We start from the raw sequence: 20,311 nt of genomic DNA on the forward strand, positions 1-20,311 counted from the left end.
CCTTACTCCGCGCCGCCCAGTTGGCCCATGAACTGCCGGTAGTAGCGCAGCTCGTCGATGGAGTCGCGGATATCCGACAAGGCCGTATGCGCCGAATCCTTGTTGAAGCCACGGGCCACGCTCGGTGACCAGCGGCGGGCCAGTTCCTTGAGCGTGGATACATCAAGATTGCGGTAGTGGAAAAAGCGCTCCAGCAGCGGCATCTGCCGGTGCATGAAACGGCGGTCCTGGCAGATGGAATTGCCGCACATCGGCGACTTGCCCTGGACCACCCATGGCTTGAGGAATTCCAGCGTGGCCTGCTCGGCCTCCGCGTGGGTGACGCTGGAGTTGATCACCTGCTCCCACAGGCCGGAACGGCGATGCTGGTTGCGGTTCCAGGTATCCATGGCCTCCAGCCGCTCCACCTCGTGGCGTATCGCGAAGACAGGACCCTCGGCCAGGATGACCAGATCCTTGTCGGTGACGATGGTGGCGATTTCGAGGATCGAATCGTTATCGGTATCCAGACCGGTCATTTCCAGATCGATCCAGATGAGATTGTCTTCGTTGGCTTGACTCATGCACCCTCCCGAGGCGGGCAGTCTAGCAAAGCGGGGGTGAGGGATGGCCCCTCACATGCCCCGTCTCGTACGCGGGTTGCCCCCTTGCCGCTTCATGCGATCATTCCGGGCATGCAGACCCTCTTCTGGCACGACTACGAAACCTTCGGTACGGACACGCGACGGGATCGTCCGGTGCAATTTGCCGGTATCCGTACCAATCTGGAGCTGGAAATCATCGATGAACCGGTGATGTTCTACGGCAAGCCGCCCCACGAGATGCCGCCCGGCCCGATCTCCTGCCTGATCACCGGCATCACCCCGCAGAAGGCCGAGCAGGAAGGCGTGATCGAAGCCGAGTTCGCCGCGCGCGTGCACGAGCAGCTGGCGGCACCGGGGACCTGTGGCGTGGGCTATAACTCGCTGCGCTTTGACGATGAATTCTCACGCCAGCTGTTCTACCGCAACTTCTTCGAGCCCTATGCACGCGAATGGGAAAACAGCAATTCGCGCTGGGATCTGATCGACCTGGTGCGCATGTGCGCGGCCTTGCGCCCGGAGGGCATTGTGTGGCCGACGCATGACGATGGCGCGCCGAGCTTCAAGCTGGAGCATCTGGCCACCGCCAATCACCTGCAACAGGAACGCGCGCACGATGCCTTGTCGGACGTGCATGCGCTGATCGATCTGGCCCGGCTGATCCGGGTGCGCCAGCCGCGACTGTGGGATTGGCATTACGCGTTGCGCCGCAAGCAGCGCGTATTCGAACTGCTGGATGTGACCAGCATGACGCCGCTGGTGCATGTGTCTTCGCGCTATCCGGCCAGCCGCTACTGCCTTGCGGTGATCGTGCCGCTGGCTGTGCATCCGAGCCGCTCGGGTGAAATTATTGTGTACGACCTGGCACAGGATCCGAGCGACCTGCTCAGCCTGGATGTCGAGGAGATCGCCGACCGCATGTTCACACCGCGCGCCGATCTGCCCGAAGGCGTGGAGCGGATTCCGCTGCGTACCATCCATGCCAACCGCTCGCCTGCACTGGCGCCGCTGTCGGTGCTGAAAGGCGCGGATATGCAGCGACTGCAACTGGATCTGGATCGTTGTCTTGCGCATGCCGACACCTTGCGTGCCGCGGCCGGCCTGGGCGATAAGCTGCGGCGCATCTTTCAGCAGGCTGCCGACTTGCCACCACCGGAAGATCCGGAACTGGCGCTTTACGGCAGCTTCCTGCCCGATGCCGACAAGCGCCTGCTGCGCGACGTGCGTACGACACCACCGGAGCAACTGGCGCAGCAAGCGTTCCCATTTCGCGACCCGCGCTACGCCGAACTGCTATTTCGCTATCGCGCGCGCAACTGGCCGAACACCTTGTCTGCCGACGAACGCGCGCGCTGGGAGAGTTTCCGCACCGAACGTCTTACACGCCCTACCCCGCTGACTACGCTGACGCTGAGTGACTACTTTGAGCAGCTGAACACGCTGCGCAGCGATCCCGCCCACAACGATAAACATGCCCTGCTCGACCAGCTTCAGGCCTGGGGCGAACAGCTCGCCGCCGAAGCCGGCATTGCCGCCTGACCCTCGGATTTGGACCCATGCCCAGCGCTTATTTCACGCCCGCCACTTTCAAGTTTCTACGTGCCTTGGCACGCAACAACAATCGCGAATGGTTTCTGAAACACAAGGCCGAATACGAACGCGACGTGCGCGACCCCTTCCTGCAACTGATTACCGATATGCAGGGTCCGCTGGCGAAGATCAGCCAGCATTACCGTGCCGATCCGCGCAAGAACGGTGGTTCGCTGTTTCGCATTTATCGCGATACGCGTTTTTCGGGTGACAAGGATCCGTACAAACCGTGGGCTAGCGCGCGTTTTTTTCATGAGCGTCGGCATGAGATTCCGGCGCCGTCGTTTTATGTGCACATCCAGCCGGGTGATTGTTTTGTCGGCGGTGGCATGTGGCATCCGGAGTCGGATGCGTTGAAGCGGATTCGTGCTTTTCTGGCGGACAATCCGGCGGCGTGGAAACGCGCGACGCAGAGCAAGGTTTTCCGCGAGCATTTCGAGTTCGGGGGTGAGTCGCTTACGCGTCCGCCGCGTGGCTTCGATCCGGAGCACGAGTTGATGGAGGATTTGAAGCGCAAGGATTTTGCGGCGGGGGAAGGTTTTGACGAATCGCTGGCCTGCTCGGCGGAGCTGCTGCCGTATATGGTGGAGAGCTATAAGCGGATTGCGCCGATGATTGATTATTTGTGTGCGGCGCAGGAGCTGGATTTCTAGCGTTTACTCCCTCTCCCCGGAGGGGAGAGGGAGTATTAGCGTTCGTACTTTTCTTCATCGCCCCTTTGGAGAGAGGGAGAGCGCGCATTACGCTTCAGGGCGCATGTACGGGAACAACAACACATCGCGAATCGATGCGGAATTGGTGAGCAACATCACCACACGATCGATGCCGATGCCCAGACCACCGGTGGGCGGCAAGCCCACTTCCAGCGCACGGATGTAATCGGCATCGAAGTGCATGGCTTCGTCATCGCCGGAATCCTTCGCATCCACCTGCGCCTGGAAGCGCGCAGCCTGATCTTCCGGATCGTTCAATTCGGAGAAGCCGTTGGCGAGCTCCTTGCCGTTGATGAACAGTTCGAAGCGATCGGTGATGCCCTTGTCGGTGTCGTTTTCGCGGGCGAGCGGCGACACTTCCACCGGGTGGTCGGTGATGAAGGTGGGTTGCACCAGGGTGTGTTCCACCGTCTTCTCGAAGATTTCCAGCAGCAGCTTGCCCCAGCCATAACCCGGCTTGACCTGCGCACCCAGGCGCTTGGCATGGGCAGCCATGGCTTCGCGATCGCGCAGTTCTTCGCGCTTGATCTCGGGGTTGAGTTCGAGCACGGCATCTTCCATGCGCCAGCGGCGGAACGCCGGGCCAACGTCGATGTTCGTGCCTTCCCAGCTGAGCTCGGTGGTGCCGAGCACGTTCTTCGCGGTGTCTCGGATCACGGACTCGGTGAGGTCCATGATCTCGTGATAGGTGGCGTAGGCCTGGTACAGCTCCAGCATGGTGAATTCGGGGTTGTGCCGGGTGGACACGCCCTCGTTGCGGAAGTTGCGGTTGATTTCGTAGACGCGATCGAAGCCGCCCACGACCAGACGCTTCAGATACAGCTCCGGCGCGACGCGCAGGTACAGATCGATATCCAGTGCGTTGTGATGGGTGATGAACGGGCGTGCGGTGGCGCCGCCGGGGATGATGTGCATCATCGGCGTTTCCACTTCCATGAAGCGGCGCGGCTCGGCTTCCAGCCACTTGCGCATGTAGCCGATGATCTTCGAGCGCAGCGCGAAGGTGCGGCGTGCTTCCTCGGTGACGATCAGGTCGACGTAACGCTGGCGATAACGCTGTTCCACATCGGACAGACCATGGAACTTGTCCGGCAGTGGACGCAGGCTCTTGGTCAGCAGGCGCAGCTCATTGACCTTGATCGACAGCTCGCCGGTCTTGGTGCGCATGAGCACGCCTTCGGCGCCGACGATGTCACCGACGTCCCAGCTCTTGAACGCTTCGTACACGTCACCGACCGTACCGGCGTGGATGAACAGCTGGATGCGGCCGGAGAAGTCCTGCATCTGCACGAAGCTGACCTTGCCCTGCACGCGCTTGAGCACGATGCGGCCGGCGACTTTGACGCGGCGGCCAGCGGCTTCGATCGCTTCGGCGGTGTGGGTGTCTTTGTCCGCAAATTCCGTTTGCAGATCGCCGGCAAAGGCGTCGACCTTGAAGTCGTTCGGAAATGCGATGCCCTGCTCCCGCAGCGCCCGCAGCTTTTCGCGGCGCTCGGCGATCAGCTTGTTTTCGTCGATGGGCAGGTTGTCGGTGGGTTCGGTCATGGAGATTCCATTGGCAGCCGACGCTCGCAGCAGCTGCCGAACGCCTTGTTATATGTCGCTTGGTTGTAAAAACAGTGCGGGCAAGCTTTCATCCAGAACAGCACACTCGTCAATCACCGCTGTGGAACACGTGCTTGACCGCGTGCGTGGTGGCGTTCCAGCCCTCGCGTGCACCGTGCGCAATGCCGTGACCGACGTCCGCGGCGCCATGTCCAACCGTCCTGGCGGCGTTCGCCGTGCCATGGCCGATCGATTTGGCGACGTTTGCAGTGCCGTGGCCCACTTCGCGCGCGCCGTTGCCGATACCCTTGCCGGCATCCTTCGCATCCTGCTTGACGGTCTGGGCGGGTTGCGCATCGGCCTGATAAGTGACCAACGCGAACACGGAGCACACTAGCAGGATTGCGCAGATCTTCTTGCCGTTCATGCGGTGACTCCATGCTCGGGGGTCAGGTCAGGCACACCTATTATTCATGCATCGAGACGCTTGGCTCCGGCATCCAGGCCGGATTTCAAGCTGGCTTCGACGAATTCGTCCAGATCGCCATCGAGCACTTTCTGCGTATCGGTGCGCTCGATGCCGGTACGCAGGTCCTTGATGCGGCTCTGGTCCAGTACGTAGTTGCGGATCTGGCTGCCCCAGCCGATGTCGGATTTGGTTGCTTCCAGCGCGTCCTTCTCGGCGTTGCGCTTTTGTATCTCGATCTCGTACAGCTTGGCTTTCAGCATCTTCATCGCGCGGTCGCGGTTGGCGTGCTGGCTGCGTTCGGTCTGGCAGGCCACCACGACGCCGCTGGGCACGTGGGTGATACGTACGGCCGATTCGGTCTTGTTGACGTGCTGACCACCGGCGCCGGACGAGCGGTACACGTCGGTCTTGAGGTCGGCCGGGTTGATCTCGATGTCGATGTCGTCGTCGACTTCGGGCGAGACGAAGACCGAGGTGAAGCTGGTGTGGCGGCGGTTGTCGGAGTCGAACGGGCTTTTGCGCACCAGGCGATGCACGCCGATTTCGGTCTTGAGCCAGCCATAGGCGTAATCGCCTTCCACGCGAAAGGTGGCGGACTTGATGCCAGCCACTTCGCCCGCGCTTGCTTCCATCAGCTCGACCTTCCAGCCGCGCGCTTCGCACCACCGCAAATACATGCGCAGCAGCATTTCGGCCCAGTCCTGCGCTTCGGTGCCGCCGGCGCCGGCCTGGATGTCGACGAAGGCGTTGGCCGAGTCCATCTTGCCGGAGAACATGCGCTGGAATTCCAGCTTGCTGACGTCGGCGTCGATCTTGGTGACGTCTTCGACCACGGACTGCACGGTGGCCTCGTCGCCATCGGCGGCGGCCATTTCCAGCAGTTCGCCGGCGTCGTCGAGGCCGGAGGTGATGCGGTCGATGCCGCTGACGATGGTGTCGAGGCGGGCGCGTTCACGGCCCAGTTCCTGTGCGCGCGGCGGATCGTCCCAGACAGTGGGGCTTTCCAGTTCGCGGCTTACTTCTTCCAGACGCTCACGCTTGGTGGCGTAGTCAAAGATACCCCCTAAGCGACTCGATGCGGCCCTTGAGGTCCGCGATCTGCGCAAGGATCGGATTGGTTTCGATCATGTTGGGCTAAACCTGATATGGCGGGCGCCCATGCGGGCGCGAATCAAACGGTTATCGTAGCAAACCCGCCATTCACACGCCTAGCTGAGCCGCGCCCCTTGCGCACCGCAGGTGGTTTCCCGGAGTACGCAGGGGGCGGCGGTGTTTTGCAAGAGGGTTACGCGGTGGCCTCCAGTGCGTGCGCATGGACGTCACGCACGGCACGCCCGGATGGATCGGCCATCGCGGCAAACGCGGGATCCCATGCCAGCGCCGCCGGCGAGGAACACGCAATCGACTTGCCGCCCGGCACCGTGGCCGCGCAGGCTTCGCCTGGAAAATGCTTCTCGAAGATCCGGCGATACAGATACGCCTCTTTGGTGGCCGGCGTGTTGAAGGGATAACGCGCCGCGGCGGCGGCAAATTCGCGATCGCTGATCGCCTGTTCCGCATGCGCCTTCAGGCCATCGATCCAGCCATAGCCGACACCATCGCTGAACTGTTCCTTCTGCCGCCACAGGATCGACTCCGGCAATGCGCCATCGAAGGCTTCGCGCAGTACGGCTTTTTCGATGCGACGCTTACCCACCATCTTGTGCGCGGCGTCCATGCCCATGGCCACTTCCATGAATTCCAGATCGAGGAAGGGAACGCGCGCTTCCACGCCCCAGGCCATCATCGATTTGTTGGCACGCAGACAGTCGTAGCTGTGCAAGGCGTCGATCTTGCGTACGGTTTCTTCATGGAAGGCTTCGGCGGATGGTGCTTTGTGGAAATACAGGTAGCCGCCGAAGATTTCGTCCGAGCCTTCACCCGACAGGACCATCTTCACGCCCATCGCCTTGATGCGGCGTGCCAGCAGGTACATGGGGGTGGATGCGCGAATGGTGGTGACGTCATAGGTTTCGATATGGCGGATCACTTCCGGCAGCGCGTCCAGCCCTTCCCAGAAGGTGTAGACAAAACCGTGATGCACGGTGCCCAGCGCATCGGCCACCACTTTCGCGGCCGCCAGATCGGGCGAGCCGTCCAGGCCAATGGCGAAGGAATGCAGGCGCGGCCACCAGGCTTCGCTGCGGTCTCCGTCTTCGATTCGCTCGCGGGCAAAGCGGGCCGCGCACGCGGCGACCAGCGAGGAATCGAGGCCGCCGGATAGCAGCACGCCGTAAGGTACGTCGGTCATCAGCTGGCGATGCACGGCTTGCTCGAACGCCTTGCGCAGTTCGCCCGGTCCCGGTGACTGGCCTTTCGTCGCGGCGTAATCGCGCCAGGGACGTTGGTAATAACGTTGCAATTCGCCGCTGGCGCTGTCGTAGACATGCCCGGGTGGAAATGGTGTGACGTCAGCGCAGATGCCGACCAGCGCTTTCATTTCCGAGGCGACGCAAAGGCGCCCTTGCCCATCGTGTCCCCAATACAGCGGGCAAACGCCGATCGGGTCGCGCGCGATCAGGTAACGCTGCGCATCGCCGTCCCATAAGGCGAAGGCAAAAATGCCGTTGAGCTTGTTGAGGAATTCCGCGCCGTGTTGCTGGTAGAGCGCGTTGATCACTTCGCAATCCGAACCGGTGGTGAAGTCGTAGTCGCTTTTCGCCCGCCATTCGCGGTGGTTGTAGATTTCGCCGTTTACCGCCAGGGCCAGATGGCCATCGCGCGAGCGCAGCGGCTGGGCGCCGCTGGCCGGATCGACAATGGCCAGGCGTTCATGGACCAGGATCACGCCGGCATCGACGTAGACACCGCTCCAGTCCGGTCCGCGATGACGCTGGCGTTGCGAGAGTTCCAACGCCAGCTGGCGTAACGCAGCCAGGTCGTCGCCCGGCTGAAGGTCGAAGATTCCGAAGATGGCACACATGGCAGGTTCCTTTGATCCGTCGGTCGTTGGGTGGATCGGCAAGCGGTGGTGAAGCGACAAAAACAAAAGGGCCCGCACTTGGCGGGCCCTTTTGCGTGTGTATGGTTGTTGCTTTCGTCTACACGCCGGCCCACCCGTAGTGACGGGTATTGTTATTGGCGTTGTTATTCAGGCCGACGGCAGCCATGCACATAGCCACCGCGAGAGCGGTAAGGCTGAAAAGCAGGGTGGTGGCGAAAGTGTCCATGGCTCGACTACAGCACATGCCAGGCTCGCGCGCAAGCTGTAACAGCTTTGATACAGGCAACCACGCGCCGCCTCCATGACAAGCCGTGGGACAAACAACCGGCCGCCATTTTTCACGCGGTGTTAGCCTCACATTTGCTGAGATTGGGGCTATAGCCGTCCAATCCCGGCCTAGCGCCGGTCGATCAAGATGGCCAGGGGACATTGAAGTGCCGCAGTAGAACGTTGGTGTGCATTGCCTCACTACCTTCGGTGCAGGTCGTACGCTCAATAAAGGGAGCGAGCGATGCGAATGAAATGTCTGACGGCCTTGCTGCTTCTCGCTGCGCTCTCGCCTGCCCATGCGCAGGACCAGACGCAAACGCAGAAACTGCAAAAAGAAGTGGATGACCTGCAAGCCACGGTCAAGGAACTGCAGGCCGAGGTGAAAGAACTGCGCGCTGAAAAAGCTCCGGCGACGTCAGCAGCCCTACCCGCCACGGCAGCTAACGCACCACCGGCAGGCGCCGCCAGCCCAGCTCCTGCTGCGGTAACGCCACCTGCCGCCAAGCTCACCGAAGTGCCTAGCGGACAGGTCAACGCATTGGAACTCTCCGATGCGGAACGCTCGCCCCTGCCACCGGAGCAAAGCGTTTCTGAAAACGAGGATTCTGCCTCGCGTATCGATAACGAGGCGCCGCCGACCAATCCGGATCTGAAAGGCTTCGTGCAGATCCCTGGCACTGAAACACTGATTCGTCTGGGTGGCTACGCCAAGCTTGATGCCATCTACGACACCGGCGCCATTGGCTACCCCGATGCGTTTGTCACTTCGACCATCCCCGTGCCCAAGCCGCATGACGACAGCGGCAACTTCACCATGCAGGCGCGCCAGACCCGCCTCAGCATGGAAATCCGGCGGCCGACGATTTTCGACGAAAGCCTGCGCTTCTATTTCGAGACCGACCTGTTCGGCGGCGGTGCGGGCAACTATGGATTACGCCTGCGCCAAGCTTATGGGCAACTCGGCAACACCTACGCAGGCTTTGGCTGGTCAGCCTTTGCCGATCTGGATTCGCTGCCCGACACGCTGGATTTTGAAGGTCCGCCCGGCGCCATCGCACCGCGTCAGGCCGGCATCCACCAGTTTTTCCGGCTGGGTGAAAACAGCAGCCTGACGATTGCAGCCGAGCAACCGACTTCGGAAGTCAGCCTGTATCAACCGGTTGCTCCCGATGTGGTCGTCGACACCCCGCATGGCACGCAGCACGTACCCGATCTGGTTCTGGCCGTACGCACGGAGGGTGGTTGGGGGCATGTGCAATTTGGCGGTGTGGTGCGGCAGCTCGGCTATACCGATTACCAGCAAAGCGATCGCGTGGTCGGCGGGGGCGCACAGCTGAGCGGCTCGTTCAAGGTCGGCCCTTCCGATCCCTACAGCGACTTGCTGATGTTCGGGGCTGCCTGGGGCAGAGGCATCGCACGCTATCTGGCCGATACCGGCGGCCTCAATCTGGATGCCGTGGTGGGGCCGGATGGCAAGCTCCATCCGCTCGACGGCGTGGGCGCGCATGTGGCCTTTGCACACTATTGGAGCAGCAACTGGCGCAGCAATCTGGTGTACGGCATTGCGCGCATCCAGAACTCACCCTTGCTGGCCGACGACGTGTTCCATCACAGCGATTACGGCGCGCTCAATCTGCTTTGGACGCCCGCTCCCACCTTTACCGCGGGCGTCGAAGTGCTGCATGGCCGCTTGTGGGAACAGGACAATCGCACCAACGACGACACGCGCATCCAGGGCTCGGTGCAGTACAGCTTCATCAAGTGAGGTTGCGGGCAGGTCAACCGGCCTGCCCCACACTTGCCTGCCTGCTGGCCTAAGGCGTTGCCATCCAGCGCAGCGCCTCGTCGAATTGGGCATTGGTGAAAAGCTTGAAATGTGTCGGCATGGCAAAGCCGAACATGCTCGACATCACGCGTACCCAGCCGACATCGGTGACCAGGGCGGTGCGTTCCCAGCCGGAGATATGGCGAAAACCCAGTTTGACATCGTCCCACATGGCGCCCGGCGCAAAGCCGGTGAAATCCTCGCCGAGGTGGATCACCAGGCGCAGCTTGCGATTGAGTGCAAAGGCCGCCTCGATATCGGGCACCATCACACTCTCATAGTCGTCAGCGGTAACAATGCCGCGCATGCGAAAACCCAGGATGCCGGCTGGCAGATTGGGCAGTTGCTCGATCATGGCGATCACCCCTTGCAGCGGTTTGCGTTATCCAAACGCGATTTGCACAGCGGCACAAGTGACGAGATGTGAAAGATGCGTTCAGCACAGCCTGAAAACGATCAAACCGCCTCGATATAGCGCAGCAACAAGCGTGGCGATTCGCGCCCCTGCCAATCATTGATGGTCAACTCATACGCCGCACGCAACATGCTTGGCGGTGGCGTTCCGTCGTAGGCGTTGAACATCACGGCGTCATAGAGTGCAGCGTCGCGCGGATCGCGCAAACTCATGCGCAGATGCTTTTCGCCCATCTGCTTCCAGCTGAAACACTCGAACCGGTTTTCGAACACCGGCTCCGGAAAAGCCTGGCCCCACGGGCCGGCATAGCGCAGCATGCGCGCCATATCCAGGGTAAACAGACCGGCAGGCATTTCGCCGTCGGTGTAAAGCACGGCCTGCAGCTGTTCCTCGCTCAGCCATTCGCTGGCGATGGCATCGAAAGCGGTGGCGAAGCGTGGATAGTCCTGCGCACGCAAGCTCAGGCCGGCAGCCATGGCGTGTCCGCCGAAGCGCTCGATCAGGCCGGGATGCTGCGCGTCGACCGCCGCCAGGGCGTCGCGGATATGAAACCCGGCAATCGAACGCGCCGAGCCGCGCAAATGATCAGGATCGTCTTCAGCTGCCGGGGCGAAGGCGATCACCGGACGATGCAGCCGCTCTTTCAGTTTCGAGGCGACCAAGCCGACCACGCCCGCATGCCAGCTCGGCTCAAACAAGCTCACGCCAACGACGCGATCGTCCACCCGAGCGGCCTGGGCGACCATGATCTCCGCCTCGGCCACCATCGTCGCTTGCAGCTCGCGGCGCTCCTGATTGATCGAACTGAGCAACTCGGCGTAATGGCGCGCCTGCCGGGCGTCATCGGTCAGCAGGGATTCCACGCCAAGCCGCATGTCTTCCAGGCGCCCGGCGGCATTCAAGCGCGGGCCGACTGCATAGCCGAGATCGCTGGTGCAGAGCGTGGCAACGTTGCGCTGGCTAGCCTCGATCAGCGCCGTAATGCCCGCGCAACCGCGGCCACTGCGTAGACGCTTCATGCCGGCTTCGACCAGCACACGGTTGTTGAAATCCAGTGGCACCAGATCCGCTACCGTGCCCAGCGCAACCAGATCCAGCAACACCGACAGATCCGGCGCGGCATTCTCACCGAAGCGGCCTTGTTCGCGCAGGTGTGCGCGCAAGGCGAGCAGCACATAAAACATCACCCCGACACCGGCCAGCGCCTTGCTGGGAAAACCATCGCCGTGCAGATTGGGATTGACGATGGCGTCGGCCGCAGGCAGGTATTCGCCCGGTAGATGATGATCCGTGACGATGACGCGCATGCCACGCGCCCGCGCGGCGGCAACGCCCGCCACACTGGCAACACCGTTATCGACCGTGACGATAAGCTGCACGTGATCGGGTAACGACGCCACCAGCTCCGGCGTCAAACCGTAGCCATGCACGAACCGGTTTGGCACCGTGTAATCGACCCGGCGCGCGCCGAGCAAGCGCAGACCACGTACCGCGACCGCGGTGCCGGTGGCGCCATCGCAATCGTAGTCACCGGCGATCATGATCGACGCCTCATCGCCGATCGCCTGTGCCAGCAAATCGACGGCCTGCTGCATGCCGCCGAGCTGTTGCGGCGAAAGCATGCGGTTCAGACGATGCTCGGCCTGCTCCGGACTGAATACGCCGCGCGCGGCATAAATGCGTTGCAGCAGCGGATGCAGGCTATCGCCCCATCCCGCCGGTTCGCCCAGCAATGGACGCCGCCGCAGTTGCAGTTTGCTCATCGTGCGGCCCGCCGCCAGAAGCGCAGGTGATGCCAGGGGCGTATAAGCCAGCGTTCGCCGCTGGCAAAGCTCAACATCAGCGGCTGGCGCCTGGTCTGCACCTGCAACAGCGGCCACCAGTTGGCGGCGATATCGTCGGCGGTCAGATCCTGCAGATCGATCAACCAACCCGCTTGTGCGGCGCTCACGGACGCTTGATCACGGGGCTGCACCGCAATGCCGGCCCGCTTTGCCAGGGCAAGTAAAAGCACGTCTTCGCCCATCACGCCCGACAACGTTGTGCCCACACGCGAAGGCAGCGCACCACCACCCCACAGCCACACGCTGTTGACCGGCGGCAAACCGCGCGCACGGCGCTGCGCATTGGCCGGATGCTGATGCAGCAACACCTGTACCTCATTCAACAGGACACGCCAGCGGCGGCCATCCGGTCCCTGTGGCAGATGTTCGTAGAGGTCCTCGCCCAGCGCCTGTTCCGGCGCAGCGAAATCCGGCAAAGGCATTGGCGTCAGCAAGCGCAGGTGCCAGCGGTCGGGCGATGAAATTTCCAGTTCCATGCCGGCGTCGCTAAACACCGGCTTCAAGGGTTCAGCCAATGCCTGCGCTTCAGCCATGCTCAGTTGCAATTGGCCACAGGCAAGCAGTCGCGCGCCGCTGAGATCCGGCTGCACCCAGGCCGGATCGGCACCCAGCCAACTGGCGGTACCGGCATCGCCTAGCAGGTGTTCGCGCGTAAGCGCGGCCGCGGGCATGCCCTCAGTGCATTGAAAATAGCCGGCGAGGCCACCGAGATAACCGACGGCGCCGTTATCCAACCGATCCGCGCGTGGCAGCAGCGCTCGCACCGGATGCGCCGAATCAAAACGCTGCAGGTCGGGCAGCCAGCATTCCAATGGACGAGAGGCTAGATCCGCCATTGGCTCAGGCTTCCAATAGTTCGTAAAGCTCCAGCCACTCGGCTTCGAGCGTGTCCTTTTCCTTGCGCAGTTCGGCTTGGCGCTGACCCAGCTTCATCAACTCGGCGGTGGAACCGTTATAGGTTTCCGGATCGGCGAGCTTCTGCTCCAGTGCGGTCAGGTCGGCATCGATTGCGGCGACGCGCGTCTCGATTTTCTTCACACGCTGACGGGTGGTTTTTTCGTTTTCGCGTTGCGCGGCAGCGGCGCGACGCCGATCAGCGGCCGATTCAACCGGCTTCGCGTCAGCTTCGGCGGTTTTCTTGGGCGCCCCGCCACGCGCACGCAACCAGCGCGCGTAGTCGTCCAGATCGCCATCGAACGGCTCGACCTTGCCATCAGCCACACGCCAGAAACTGTCGCAGACCATGCCGAGCAGATGGCGATCGTGCGACACCAGCACGAGCGCGCCGTCGAAATCGGCCAGCGCATCGGCCAGGGCTTCGCGCATGTCCAGATCGAGATGGTTGGTCGGTTCGTCGAGCAGCAGGAGGTTCGGCTTTTCCCAGGCGATCAGCGCCAGGGCGAGACGGGCGCGTTCGCCGCCGGAAAATCCGTCCACCGATTCGAAGGCGCGATCGCCGGCGAAATTCCAGTTGCCGAGAAAATCGCGCAGCACCTGTGCCGAAACACCGGGCGCCTTGTCCTGCAGATGGTCGAACGGACTGGCGCCCTCGCGCAGGCTTTCGACGGTGTGCTGGGCGAAGTAGCCGATCTTCAGGTCCTTGTGCGCCTTGCGCTCGCCACCCAAGGCCGGGAGTTCGCCGACCAGGGTTTTGACCATGGTGGATTTACCCGCTCCGTTGGGGCCGAGCAGGCCGATGCGCTCGCCGGCTTCCAGGCGGAAACGTACGTCCGATAGAACAATCTTTGCTCCTTCTCCCCTCTGGAGAGAGGGTTGGGATGAGGGGACACTTTCGCGATGATTTATATCAACGCCGCGCTCTGATGCTGGTTCATCGCCAGATTGGCCCCTCACCCCAGCCCTCTCCCCGGAGGGGAGAGGGGGAAGAGCATAACCGGCCTGAATTTCTTCCAGTTGCAGCATGGAATCGGGCACACGCTCCGGCACGGCAAACTGGAACCGGAATGGCCGCTCGGCCCGAACCGCTTCGGTACCGGCCATTTTTTCCAGCCGCTTCATGCGCGACTGCGCCTGCTTCGCCTTGCTGGCCTTGGCCTTGAAGCGGTCGATAAACGATTGCAGATGCGCGCGTTCGACCTGTTCGCGTTCGTGGGCGATCTGTTGCAGGCGCAGTTGCTCGGCACGCTGCAATTCGAATGCGCTGTAGTTGCCGGTGTAGAGCTTTGCCCTGCCCTCATTGAGATGCAGGGTGTGGGTGATGACGCCGTCGAGGAATTCACGGTCGTGCGAAATCACCAGCAAGGTGCCCTGGTACCGGCGCAGCCATTCCTCCAGCCACAGCACGGCGTCGAGATCGAGGTGGTTGGTGGGCTCGTCGAGCAGCAACAACTCGGACGGCGCCATCAGCGCGCGCGCCAGGTTCAGGCGCACGCGCCAGCCACCGGAGAATTCGCGCACGGCGAGTTCGTGCGTTTCGGGACTGAAGCCCAAGCCATGCAGCAGGCGGCCGGCGCGCGCCCGCGCGTCATAGCCATGCAGTTCCTCGATGCGGTGATGGGCACGCGCCATCGCTTCGGTGTCGCCGCGGGCCTGGGCATCGAACTCGTCGCGCAGCGCGGCGGCCAATTCCACATCGCCGCCCATCACGTATTCGATCGCCGGATCGGGCAAGGCGGGGGTTTCCTGCGCTACCGATGCCAGGCGCAGCCTGGACGGCATGTCCAGCTCCCCGGCATCGGCTTCCAGTTGCCCCTGCAGGGCAGCGAACAGGCTGGACTTGCCGCAGCCGTTGCGACCGATCACACCCAGGCGCCAGCCGCTCTGGATGACCAGGTCGATATCGGAAAGCAGCAACCGGCTGCCGCGGCGCAAAGCGAAGTGGCGAAAGGCAATCATTGGAGCGGACTCGAGCCGGGCCTGAACGCCCGTAGCCGCCCATGATAACGGTTGGCGGGCATACCCACCGAAGGCCGTGCAAAGCGTTTCGGATCATGCCCAGGTCACATCTGCCGGCTTTGCTCGTGGCGTGGCGCAGACAGTTCTGATACAACGGCGCAGCAACGCTTTTGCGTGGAGAGGGGATCATGTTCAAGCACCGTTACCACCTGCCCTTGCTGGCAGCCGTCGCCATCAGCACCGGCCTGGCCGTGACGCAGGTGGCCCATGCCCAGGAAACGCTGACCCAGCGGGTGCAGGACGAGAAAGGCATGAACCTGCCGGCGCGTGGCCTGTCCATGGCCCAGGTCGAGAAGGACTACGGCGCGCCGTTGCGCAAACTTTCGCCGCGCGGCGGCGACTCGGCCAAGCATCCCACCATCAATCGCTGGGAATACTCCAATTTCATCGTGTATTTCGAAGGCAGCCACGTGATTCATTCGGTGCTGAATACGCCGGCCGGTAATAACCAGAATCCCGGGGCCGTGAATTAAGCGGAGCGAGTAGGCCCGTTGCGCAAGGCGAGCCGGCGCACGCTCACTACTCGCCCCTCGCACCTGCTTGTAAACTTGCGCACTTGCCTAGCCCGGATCCTTCCGGGCATCACCCCTGCGCGAGTGTCATCCCCATGACTGATTCCAGCTTGCGCCTGCCGGCCGAATGGGAGCCGCAGGCCGCCGTCCTGATTGCCTGGCCCCATGCCGATACCGACTGGGCCGAGCGGCTCGACGAGGTGGAATCCACCTATGTCGCGCTCGCAGCGGCGGTGACGCGCTTTCAGCCGCTGATCATCGTGGTCGCCGACGCCACCCTGCACGCGCATGTCGAGGCAAAGCTGCAAGCGATCGGAGCGGACCTGACGCGGATTCGTTTCGTTGAGCTGCCTTATGACGATACCTGGCTGCGCGACTCCGGCCCGATCACCTTGCGCGACGGCAATCGTTTCCAGCTCACCGATTTTCATTTCACCGGCTGGGGCGGCAAGTTTGGCGCCGAACAGGATGATGCGCTGATCGCAGGGCTGGTCGACGCTGGCGTGTTCGGCTCGGCCTCACACCAGCGCATCGACTGGGCGCTGGAAGGCGGCGGCATCGAGAGCGATGGCGAAGGCACGATCCTCACTACCTGGCGTTGCCTTACGCAGCGTCACCCGGAGCAGTCTCGCGCGGACATGAGCAGCATCCTGCGCGACAGCCTGCACGCCAAGCGCGTGCTGTGGCTCGATTACGGTTATCTGGAAGGCGACGACACCGACGCGCATATCGACACGCTGGCACGGTTTGCGCCAGGTGAACGCATCGTCTATCAGGCTTGCAACGATGCCGGCGATGCGCACCACGACGAACTGCAGCGCATGGGCGAGGAACTCGCCGCGCTTCGTACCTCCGATGGCAAGCCGTACACGCTTTATCCGTTGCCGTGGGCCAAGCCGATCGTCGACGAGGGCCGCCGCCTGGCGGCGTCGTATGCGAATTACCTGATCGTCAACGGTGCCGTGCTGGTGCCGGCGTATGGCGACGCGATGGATAACGAAGCGGCCCGCATCATCGGCCAGGCGCATCCCGGCCGCGAGGTGGTGCAAGTGCCCTGCCGTCCGCTGATCTGGCAGAACGGCAGCCTGCATTGCATCACCATGCAGTTGCCGGCAGGCTTGATCGGCTGATTTCCGCGCCCCATCTCACTGGGCGCAACCTGGAGATCCCGAGTCTGGCCCATGCGTGTCGCAAGACGGTAAAGGGCCGGCCCGCTACACTATTGCGCTTTCGCCAGCGTGGCGAACAGGACACAAGCATGACCCGCAAGACACTCAAGGTCGCGCTGCTGCAGGAGACCCACCGCGGCAGCCGCGATGCGAATCTCGACGCCATTGAAACCGGCCTGCGCGAAGCCGCCGCCGCCGGTGTTGAACTGGTACTGCTGCAGGAACTGCATAACGGGCCGTATTTCTGCCAGCACGAATCGGTCAAGGAATTCGACCTCGCCGAAAGCATTCCCGGCCCCAGCACGGCGCGCATCGGCAAGCTGGCGGAAGAGCTGAAGCTGGTGGTGGTGTCGTCGCTGTTCGAAAAACGCGCAGCAGGGCTGTATCACAACACCGCCGTGGTCTTCGACCGTTCGGCGAACATCGCCGGCAAGTATCGCAAGATGCATATTCCGGACGATCCGGCGTTCTATGAGAAGTTCTACTTCACGCCGGGCGACCTGGGTTTCGAGCCGATCGATACCTCGGTGGGCCGCCTTGGCGTCCTGGTGTGCTGGGACCAGTGGTATCCGGAAGGCGCGCGCCTGATGGCGCTGGCCGGCGCGGAACTGTTGCTCTATCCCACCGCCATCGGCTGGGATCCGAACGACGACCAGGCGGAAAAGGATCGCCAGCGCGACGCGTGGATCACCGTGCAGCGTGGTCACGCGGTCGCCAATGGTCTGCCGCTGCTGTCCTGCAACCGCACCGGCTACGAGGCCGACCCGGCCGGCGTGGGCGCGGGCATTCAGTTCTGGGGCAGCAGCTTCGTCGCCGGCCCGCAGGGCGAATTCCTGGCCCTGGCGGGCACGGACCAGCGCCAGCTGCTGGTCACCGAGATCGATATGGAGCGCAGCGAGCACGTGCGCCGGATCTGGCCGTTCCTGCGCGATCGCCGGATCGACGCCTATAGCGACCTGCTTCGCCGTTTTCGTGATTAACTGCGCTTCAGCGCGCTAGGCTTGGCAAGTCGGAAACGTCCGGCTTGCGCCGCGTTTCCCGCATCCCCATGCTTGGTTCATCCCCACCCCTGGTTGCATCGACTGCATGAGCGTTACCGAGACCGCCGTTCTCTCCACTCCCGGCCTGCACGGCCAGCCGATCGAGCGCGTGCACCGCGATGGCGTGGAGTATGTGGTGCTCGGCACGGCGCATGTCTCGCGCAGCAGCGTGGAAGCGGTGCAGGCCCTGCTGGCGACCGAAAAGTTCGACGCCATCGCCGTGGAGCTGTGTGAAAGCCGCGCCCAGGGCATGCGCGATCCCGAGTCCTTCAAGCAGATGGATCTGTTCCGGGTGATCCGCCAGGGCAAGGCCGGCATGGTGGCGGCGAGCCTGGTGCTGTCCACCTTCCAGAAACGGCTGGCCGACCAGTACGGCATCGAGCCTGGCGCCGAAATGAAAGCGGGCATGGATGGCGCGCAGGCGCACAACGTTCCGTTGTGGCTGATCGACCGCGAAGTGGGCACCACGCTCAAGCGCGCCTGGCATAGCGTCAGTTTCTGGCAGCGCTTCGGCCTGCTTGGCGGTTTGCTCGCCAGTGTGTTCGAGCGCGAAACGATCGACGAAAAGGAAATCGAAAAGCTCAAGCAGGGCGATATGCTGGAAAGCGCATTCAGCGAATTCGCCACCGAATCGGCGCCGCTTTATCGCAGCCTGATCGCCGAGCGCGATGCCTTCATGGCCGCACGCCTGCGCGAAGAAGCCGGGCGTTCGATCACCGCCAACCCGTGTCGCGTGCTGGTCGTGATCGGCGCCGGTCACCTCAAGGGGCTGTGCGAACATCTGCGCATCCAGCAATCCGATCCGGCTGCCACAGTGACCGAGTTGGCGCAGACACCGCCCAAGGCGCAGTGGCCGAAATGGCTGGCCATCAGCGTGGTGCTGCTGATATTTGCCGCGATTGGCTATGCGTTCCATCGCAATACCGCGCTTGGCGCACAGGCGCTGCGCGATTGGGTGTTGTTCACCGGCGGGTTCGCAGCGCTGGGCGCCATCGCAGCACGTGCTCACCCATTGAGCATTGTGGCGGCGTTTATCGCTGCGCCGATCAAACCTTTCCGTCCAGGCATTCCTTCCGGTGGCATCAGCGCCATGGTCGAAGCATGGGTGCGTCGCCCACGCGTGGCGGATTTCGAATCGCTGCGCGATGACATCGTGCATTGGAGCGGCTGGTGGACCAACCGCGTTGCGCGCACCTTGCTCAACTTTTTCCTGGTCTGCCTGGGCACGATCGTCGGCGAGTACGCTGCCGGCATCCATATCCTGAAAAGCCTGTTCTGACCTTCCAGAACCGTCTGGGCCAAGACCGAAGCGGCCGAAAGGAGCGCGGCTTTTTGCCGCGATCCAGCCCTTGCCACATCCCATTGTGACGGCTAAGGGGCACCTCTATACTCGGCCAAATACGTTGCATGCGTCCGCTGGAACCGTGGGGATCCTCTTGATGACTCGATTGCAATTGTTTGGCCTGGCTGCTGCCGCTCTGCTTCTCTCAGGTACCGCTCACGCCACTGGCGACAAAGCCAATGGCCGCACATTGATCTACACCTGCAATGGTTGCCACGGCATTCCCGGCACCAACAACGCCTATCCGCAGTATCCCGTCCCGAAGATCGCTGGCCAGAACGCGCAGTACATCATCAGTGCGCTGCATGAGTACAAATCAGGCGACCGCACGCATCCGACCATGATGGCGCAGGCACAGAGCCTCTCCGACCAGGAAATCGAGGACATCGCCGCCTATCTTTCCAGCATCTCTCCGAAGTAATCGGCTCAAGGATTCCACTGCATGAAATGCACGCTTACGCTGCTCTCGTTCGGCATGGCCCTTGTGCTGGTTTCGACGCCGATTTTCGCCAGCGGCAATATAGAGAACGGCAAGACCAAGGCCGCTGCCTGCGTCGCCTGCCACGGTACGGATGGCAATGCGGTCGATCCGCAATATCCTCGTCTCGCCGGCCAATACAACGAATACATTCAGCAGGCCTTGCACGAATACAAGGACGGCCGCCGCAACAATCCGATCATGAAGGGTTTTGCCGGCACGCTTTCCGATCAGGATATCGAGGACATCGCGGCTTACTTCTCGTCCATGCCGACCAAGCTGGATACGCTGAAAGGCCACATCCAGGGCGATTGATCCCGCGCGACAACCATGCCTGGTCGACGCTCGACGACTGTCAGGTGAAAACACGAAAGCCCGCGCCATCAGTTGCGGGCTTTTGTTTTGCGCGTGAAGATGCACCCTTGCGTTTCAGGAGAGCGGCCATGGGTTGCCTGCCCTTGATTATTCTGTTCGTGCTGGGCGCGCTGATCGGCCGCGTATTCTGGGGCAATACGGGATTGCTGTGGGGCAGCGGTATCGGCTTGGCGCTCGGCGTGATTTCAGCTGCCTGGCTGGTCTGGTTGATACGCAAAGCCAAGGGAGAATAGCCGCGCTATCA

The 20,311-nt window shown here is 62.4% G+C and carries 20 protein-coding genes; 10 read left to right on the forward strand and 10 right to left on the reverse strand.

Going from position 1 to position 20,311, the window contains the following annotated elements:
• Nucleotides 1-2: 2 nt before the first annotated feature.
• On the reverse strand, nt 3-563 hold the full coding sequence (orn, locus tag ISP19_RS09765; RefSeq protein WP_204681243.1) for an oligoribonuclease: 561 nt from the start codon (nt 561-563) through the stop codon (nt 3-5).
• A 111-nt stretch (nt 564-674) separates the two neighbouring features.
• Between orn and sbcB the strand changes: the two genes are divergently transcribed.
• Together sbcB and ISP19_RS09775 are read left to right on the forward strand one after the other, a co-directional pair.
• The gene (gene sbcB / locus ISP19_RS09770) at nt 675-2,120 is read left to right on the forward strand and encodes an exodeoxyribonuclease I (RefSeq protein WP_204681245.1); all 1,446 of its coding nucleotides are present in this window, start codon (nt 675-677) and stop codon (nt 2,118-2,120) included.
• Between the two features lie 17 nt (nt 2,121-2,137).
• Nucleotides 2,138-2,824, forward strand: coding sequence for a DUF2461 domain-containing protein (locus ISP19_RS09775; protein ID WP_204681247.1), 687 nt, complete (start codon nt 2,138-2,140; stop codon nt 2,822-2,824).
• Nucleotides 2,825-2,911: 87 nt separating this feature from the next.
• On the opposite strand, the gene lysS is transcribed toward ISP19_RS09775, so the two are convergent.
• From lysS to ISP19_RS21405, 5 genes are all read right to left on the reverse strand, one after another.
• Nucleotides 2,912-4,429, reverse strand: coding sequence for a lysine--tRNA ligase (gene lysS / locus ISP19_RS09780; protein WP_204681250.1), 1,518 nt, complete (start codon nt 4,427-4,429; stop codon nt 2,912-2,914).
• A gap of 109 nt (nt 4,430-4,538) precedes the next feature.
• Complete coding sequence (locus ISP19_RS09785; RefSeq protein ID WP_204681252.1) at nt 4,539-4,856, reverse strand: hypothetical protein; 318 nt, start codon at nt 4,854-4,856, stop codon at nt 4,539-4,541.
• A 44-nt stretch (nt 4,857-4,900) separates the two neighbouring features.
• A protein-coding gene (prfB, locus tag ISP19_RS09790; RefSeq protein ID WP_204681254.1) for a peptide chain release factor 2 occupies nt 4,901-6,026 on the reverse strand; the annotation gives its coding sequence in 2 pieces (ribosomal slippage) (nt 4,901-5,950 and nt 5,952-6,026; 1,125 coding nt in all).
• Nucleotides 6,027-6,183: 157 nt separating this feature from the next.
• Nucleotides 6,184-7,860 carry an asparagine synthase B gene (gene asnB, locus ISP19_RS09795; protein ID WP_204681255.1) on the reverse strand — a complete coding sequence of 559 codons (1,677 nt, stop codon included), beginning with the start codon at nt 7,858-7,860 and terminating at the stop codon, nt 6,184-6,186.
• A 118-nt stretch (nt 7,861-7,978) separates the two neighbouring features.
• A complete protein-coding gene (locus ISP19_RS21405; RefSeq protein ID WP_275577122.1) occupies nt 7,979-8,107 on the reverse strand; it encodes a hypothetical protein in 129 nt (42 codons plus the stop codon).
• Between the two features lie 291 nt (nt 8,108-8,398).
• On the opposite strand from ISP19_RS21405, the gene ISP19_RS09800 reads away from it, so the two are divergent.
• Nucleotides 8,399-9,916, forward strand: coding sequence for a DcaP family trimeric outer membrane transporter (locus ISP19_RS09800; protein WP_204681257.1), 1,518 nt, complete (start codon nt 8,399-8,401; stop codon nt 9,914-9,916).
• A 49-nt stretch (nt 9,917-9,965) separates the two neighbouring features.
• On the opposite strand, the gene ISP19_RS09805 is transcribed toward ISP19_RS09800, so the two are convergent.
• From ISP19_RS09805 to ISP19_RS09820, 4 genes are all read right to left on the reverse strand, one after another.
• On the reverse strand, nt 9,966-10,331 hold the full coding sequence (locus ISP19_RS09805; RefSeq protein ID WP_204681259.1) for a SpoIIAA family protein: 366 nt from the start codon (nt 10,329-10,331) through the stop codon (nt 9,966-9,968).
• A 101-nt stretch (nt 10,332-10,432) separates the two neighbouring features.
• Nucleotides 10,433-12,154 carry a single-stranded-DNA-specific exonuclease RecJ gene (recJ, locus tag ISP19_RS09810; RefSeq protein ID WP_204681261.1) on the reverse strand — a complete coding sequence of 574 codons (1,722 nt, stop codon included), beginning with the start codon at nt 12,152-12,154 and terminating at the stop codon, nt 10,433-10,435.
• Nucleotides 12,151-13,071 carry a phosphoglycerate mutase gene (locus tag ISP19_RS09815; protein WP_204681264.1) on the reverse strand — a complete coding sequence of 307 codons (921 nt, stop codon included), beginning with the start codon at nt 13,069-13,071 and terminating at the stop codon, nt 12,151-12,153. The genes recJ and ISP19_RS09815 overlap by 4 nt, the downstream gene beginning before the upstream one ends.
• 4 nt (nt 13,072-13,075) lie before the next feature.
• Complete coding sequence (locus ISP19_RS09820; protein ID WP_204681271.1) at nt 13,076-15,091, reverse strand: ABC-F family ATP-binding cassette domain-containing protein; 2,016 nt, start codon at nt 15,089-15,091, stop codon at nt 13,076-13,078.
• Between the two features lie 188 nt (nt 15,092-15,279).
• On the opposite strand from ISP19_RS09820, the gene ISP19_RS09825 reads away from it, so the two are divergent.
• The 7 genes from ISP19_RS09825 (at nt 15,280) to ISP19_RS09855 (ending at nt 20,300) form a co-directional block, all read left to right on the forward strand.
• Nucleotides 15,280-15,624: a hypothetical protein gene (locus ISP19_RS09825; RefSeq protein ID WP_204681273.1), complete on the forward strand. Its 345-nt coding sequence runs from the start codon at nt 15,280-15,282 to the stop codon at nt 15,622-15,624.
• A gap of 134 nt (nt 15,625-15,758) precedes the next feature.
• On the forward strand, nt 15,759-16,793 hold the full coding sequence (locus tag ISP19_RS09830; protein ID WP_204681275.1) for an agmatine deiminase family protein: 1,035 nt from the start codon (nt 15,759-15,761) through the stop codon (nt 16,791-16,793).
• 128 nt (nt 16,794-16,921) lie between these two features.
• Nucleotides 16,922-17,812: a carbon-nitrogen hydrolase gene (locus ISP19_RS09835; RefSeq protein WP_204681277.1), complete on the forward strand. Its 891-nt coding sequence runs from the start codon at nt 16,922-16,924 to the stop codon at nt 17,810-17,812.
• Between the two features lie 106 nt (nt 17,813-17,918).
• A complete protein-coding gene (locus ISP19_RS09840) occupies nt 17,919-19,151 on the forward strand; it encodes a TraB/GumN family protein (protein WP_204681279.1) in 1,233 nt (410 codons plus the stop codon).
• Nucleotides 19,152-19,311: 160 nt separating this feature from the next.
• On the forward strand, nt 19,312-19,635 hold the full coding sequence (locus ISP19_RS09845; protein ID WP_204681281.1) for a c-type cytochrome: 324 nt from the start codon (nt 19,312-19,314) through the stop codon (nt 19,633-19,635).
• A 21-nt stretch (nt 19,636-19,656) separates the two neighbouring features.
• Complete coding sequence (locus tag ISP19_RS09850; RefSeq protein WP_204681283.1) at nt 19,657-20,007, forward strand: c-type cytochrome; 351 nt, start codon at nt 19,657-19,659, stop codon at nt 20,005-20,007.
• 128 nt (nt 20,008-20,135) lie between these two features.
• Nucleotides 20,136-20,300, forward strand: coding sequence for a hypothetical protein (locus tag ISP19_RS09855; RefSeq protein WP_204681285.1), 165 nt, complete (start codon nt 20,136-20,138; stop codon nt 20,298-20,300).
• Nucleotides 20,301-20,311 lie beyond the last annotated feature (11 nt).

The sequence above is a fragment of the Dyella flava genome, assembly GCF_016904955.1.
Lineage (GTDB): Bacteria > Pseudomonadota > Gammaproteobacteria > Xanthomonadales > Rhodanobacteraceae > Dyella_B > Dyella_B flava.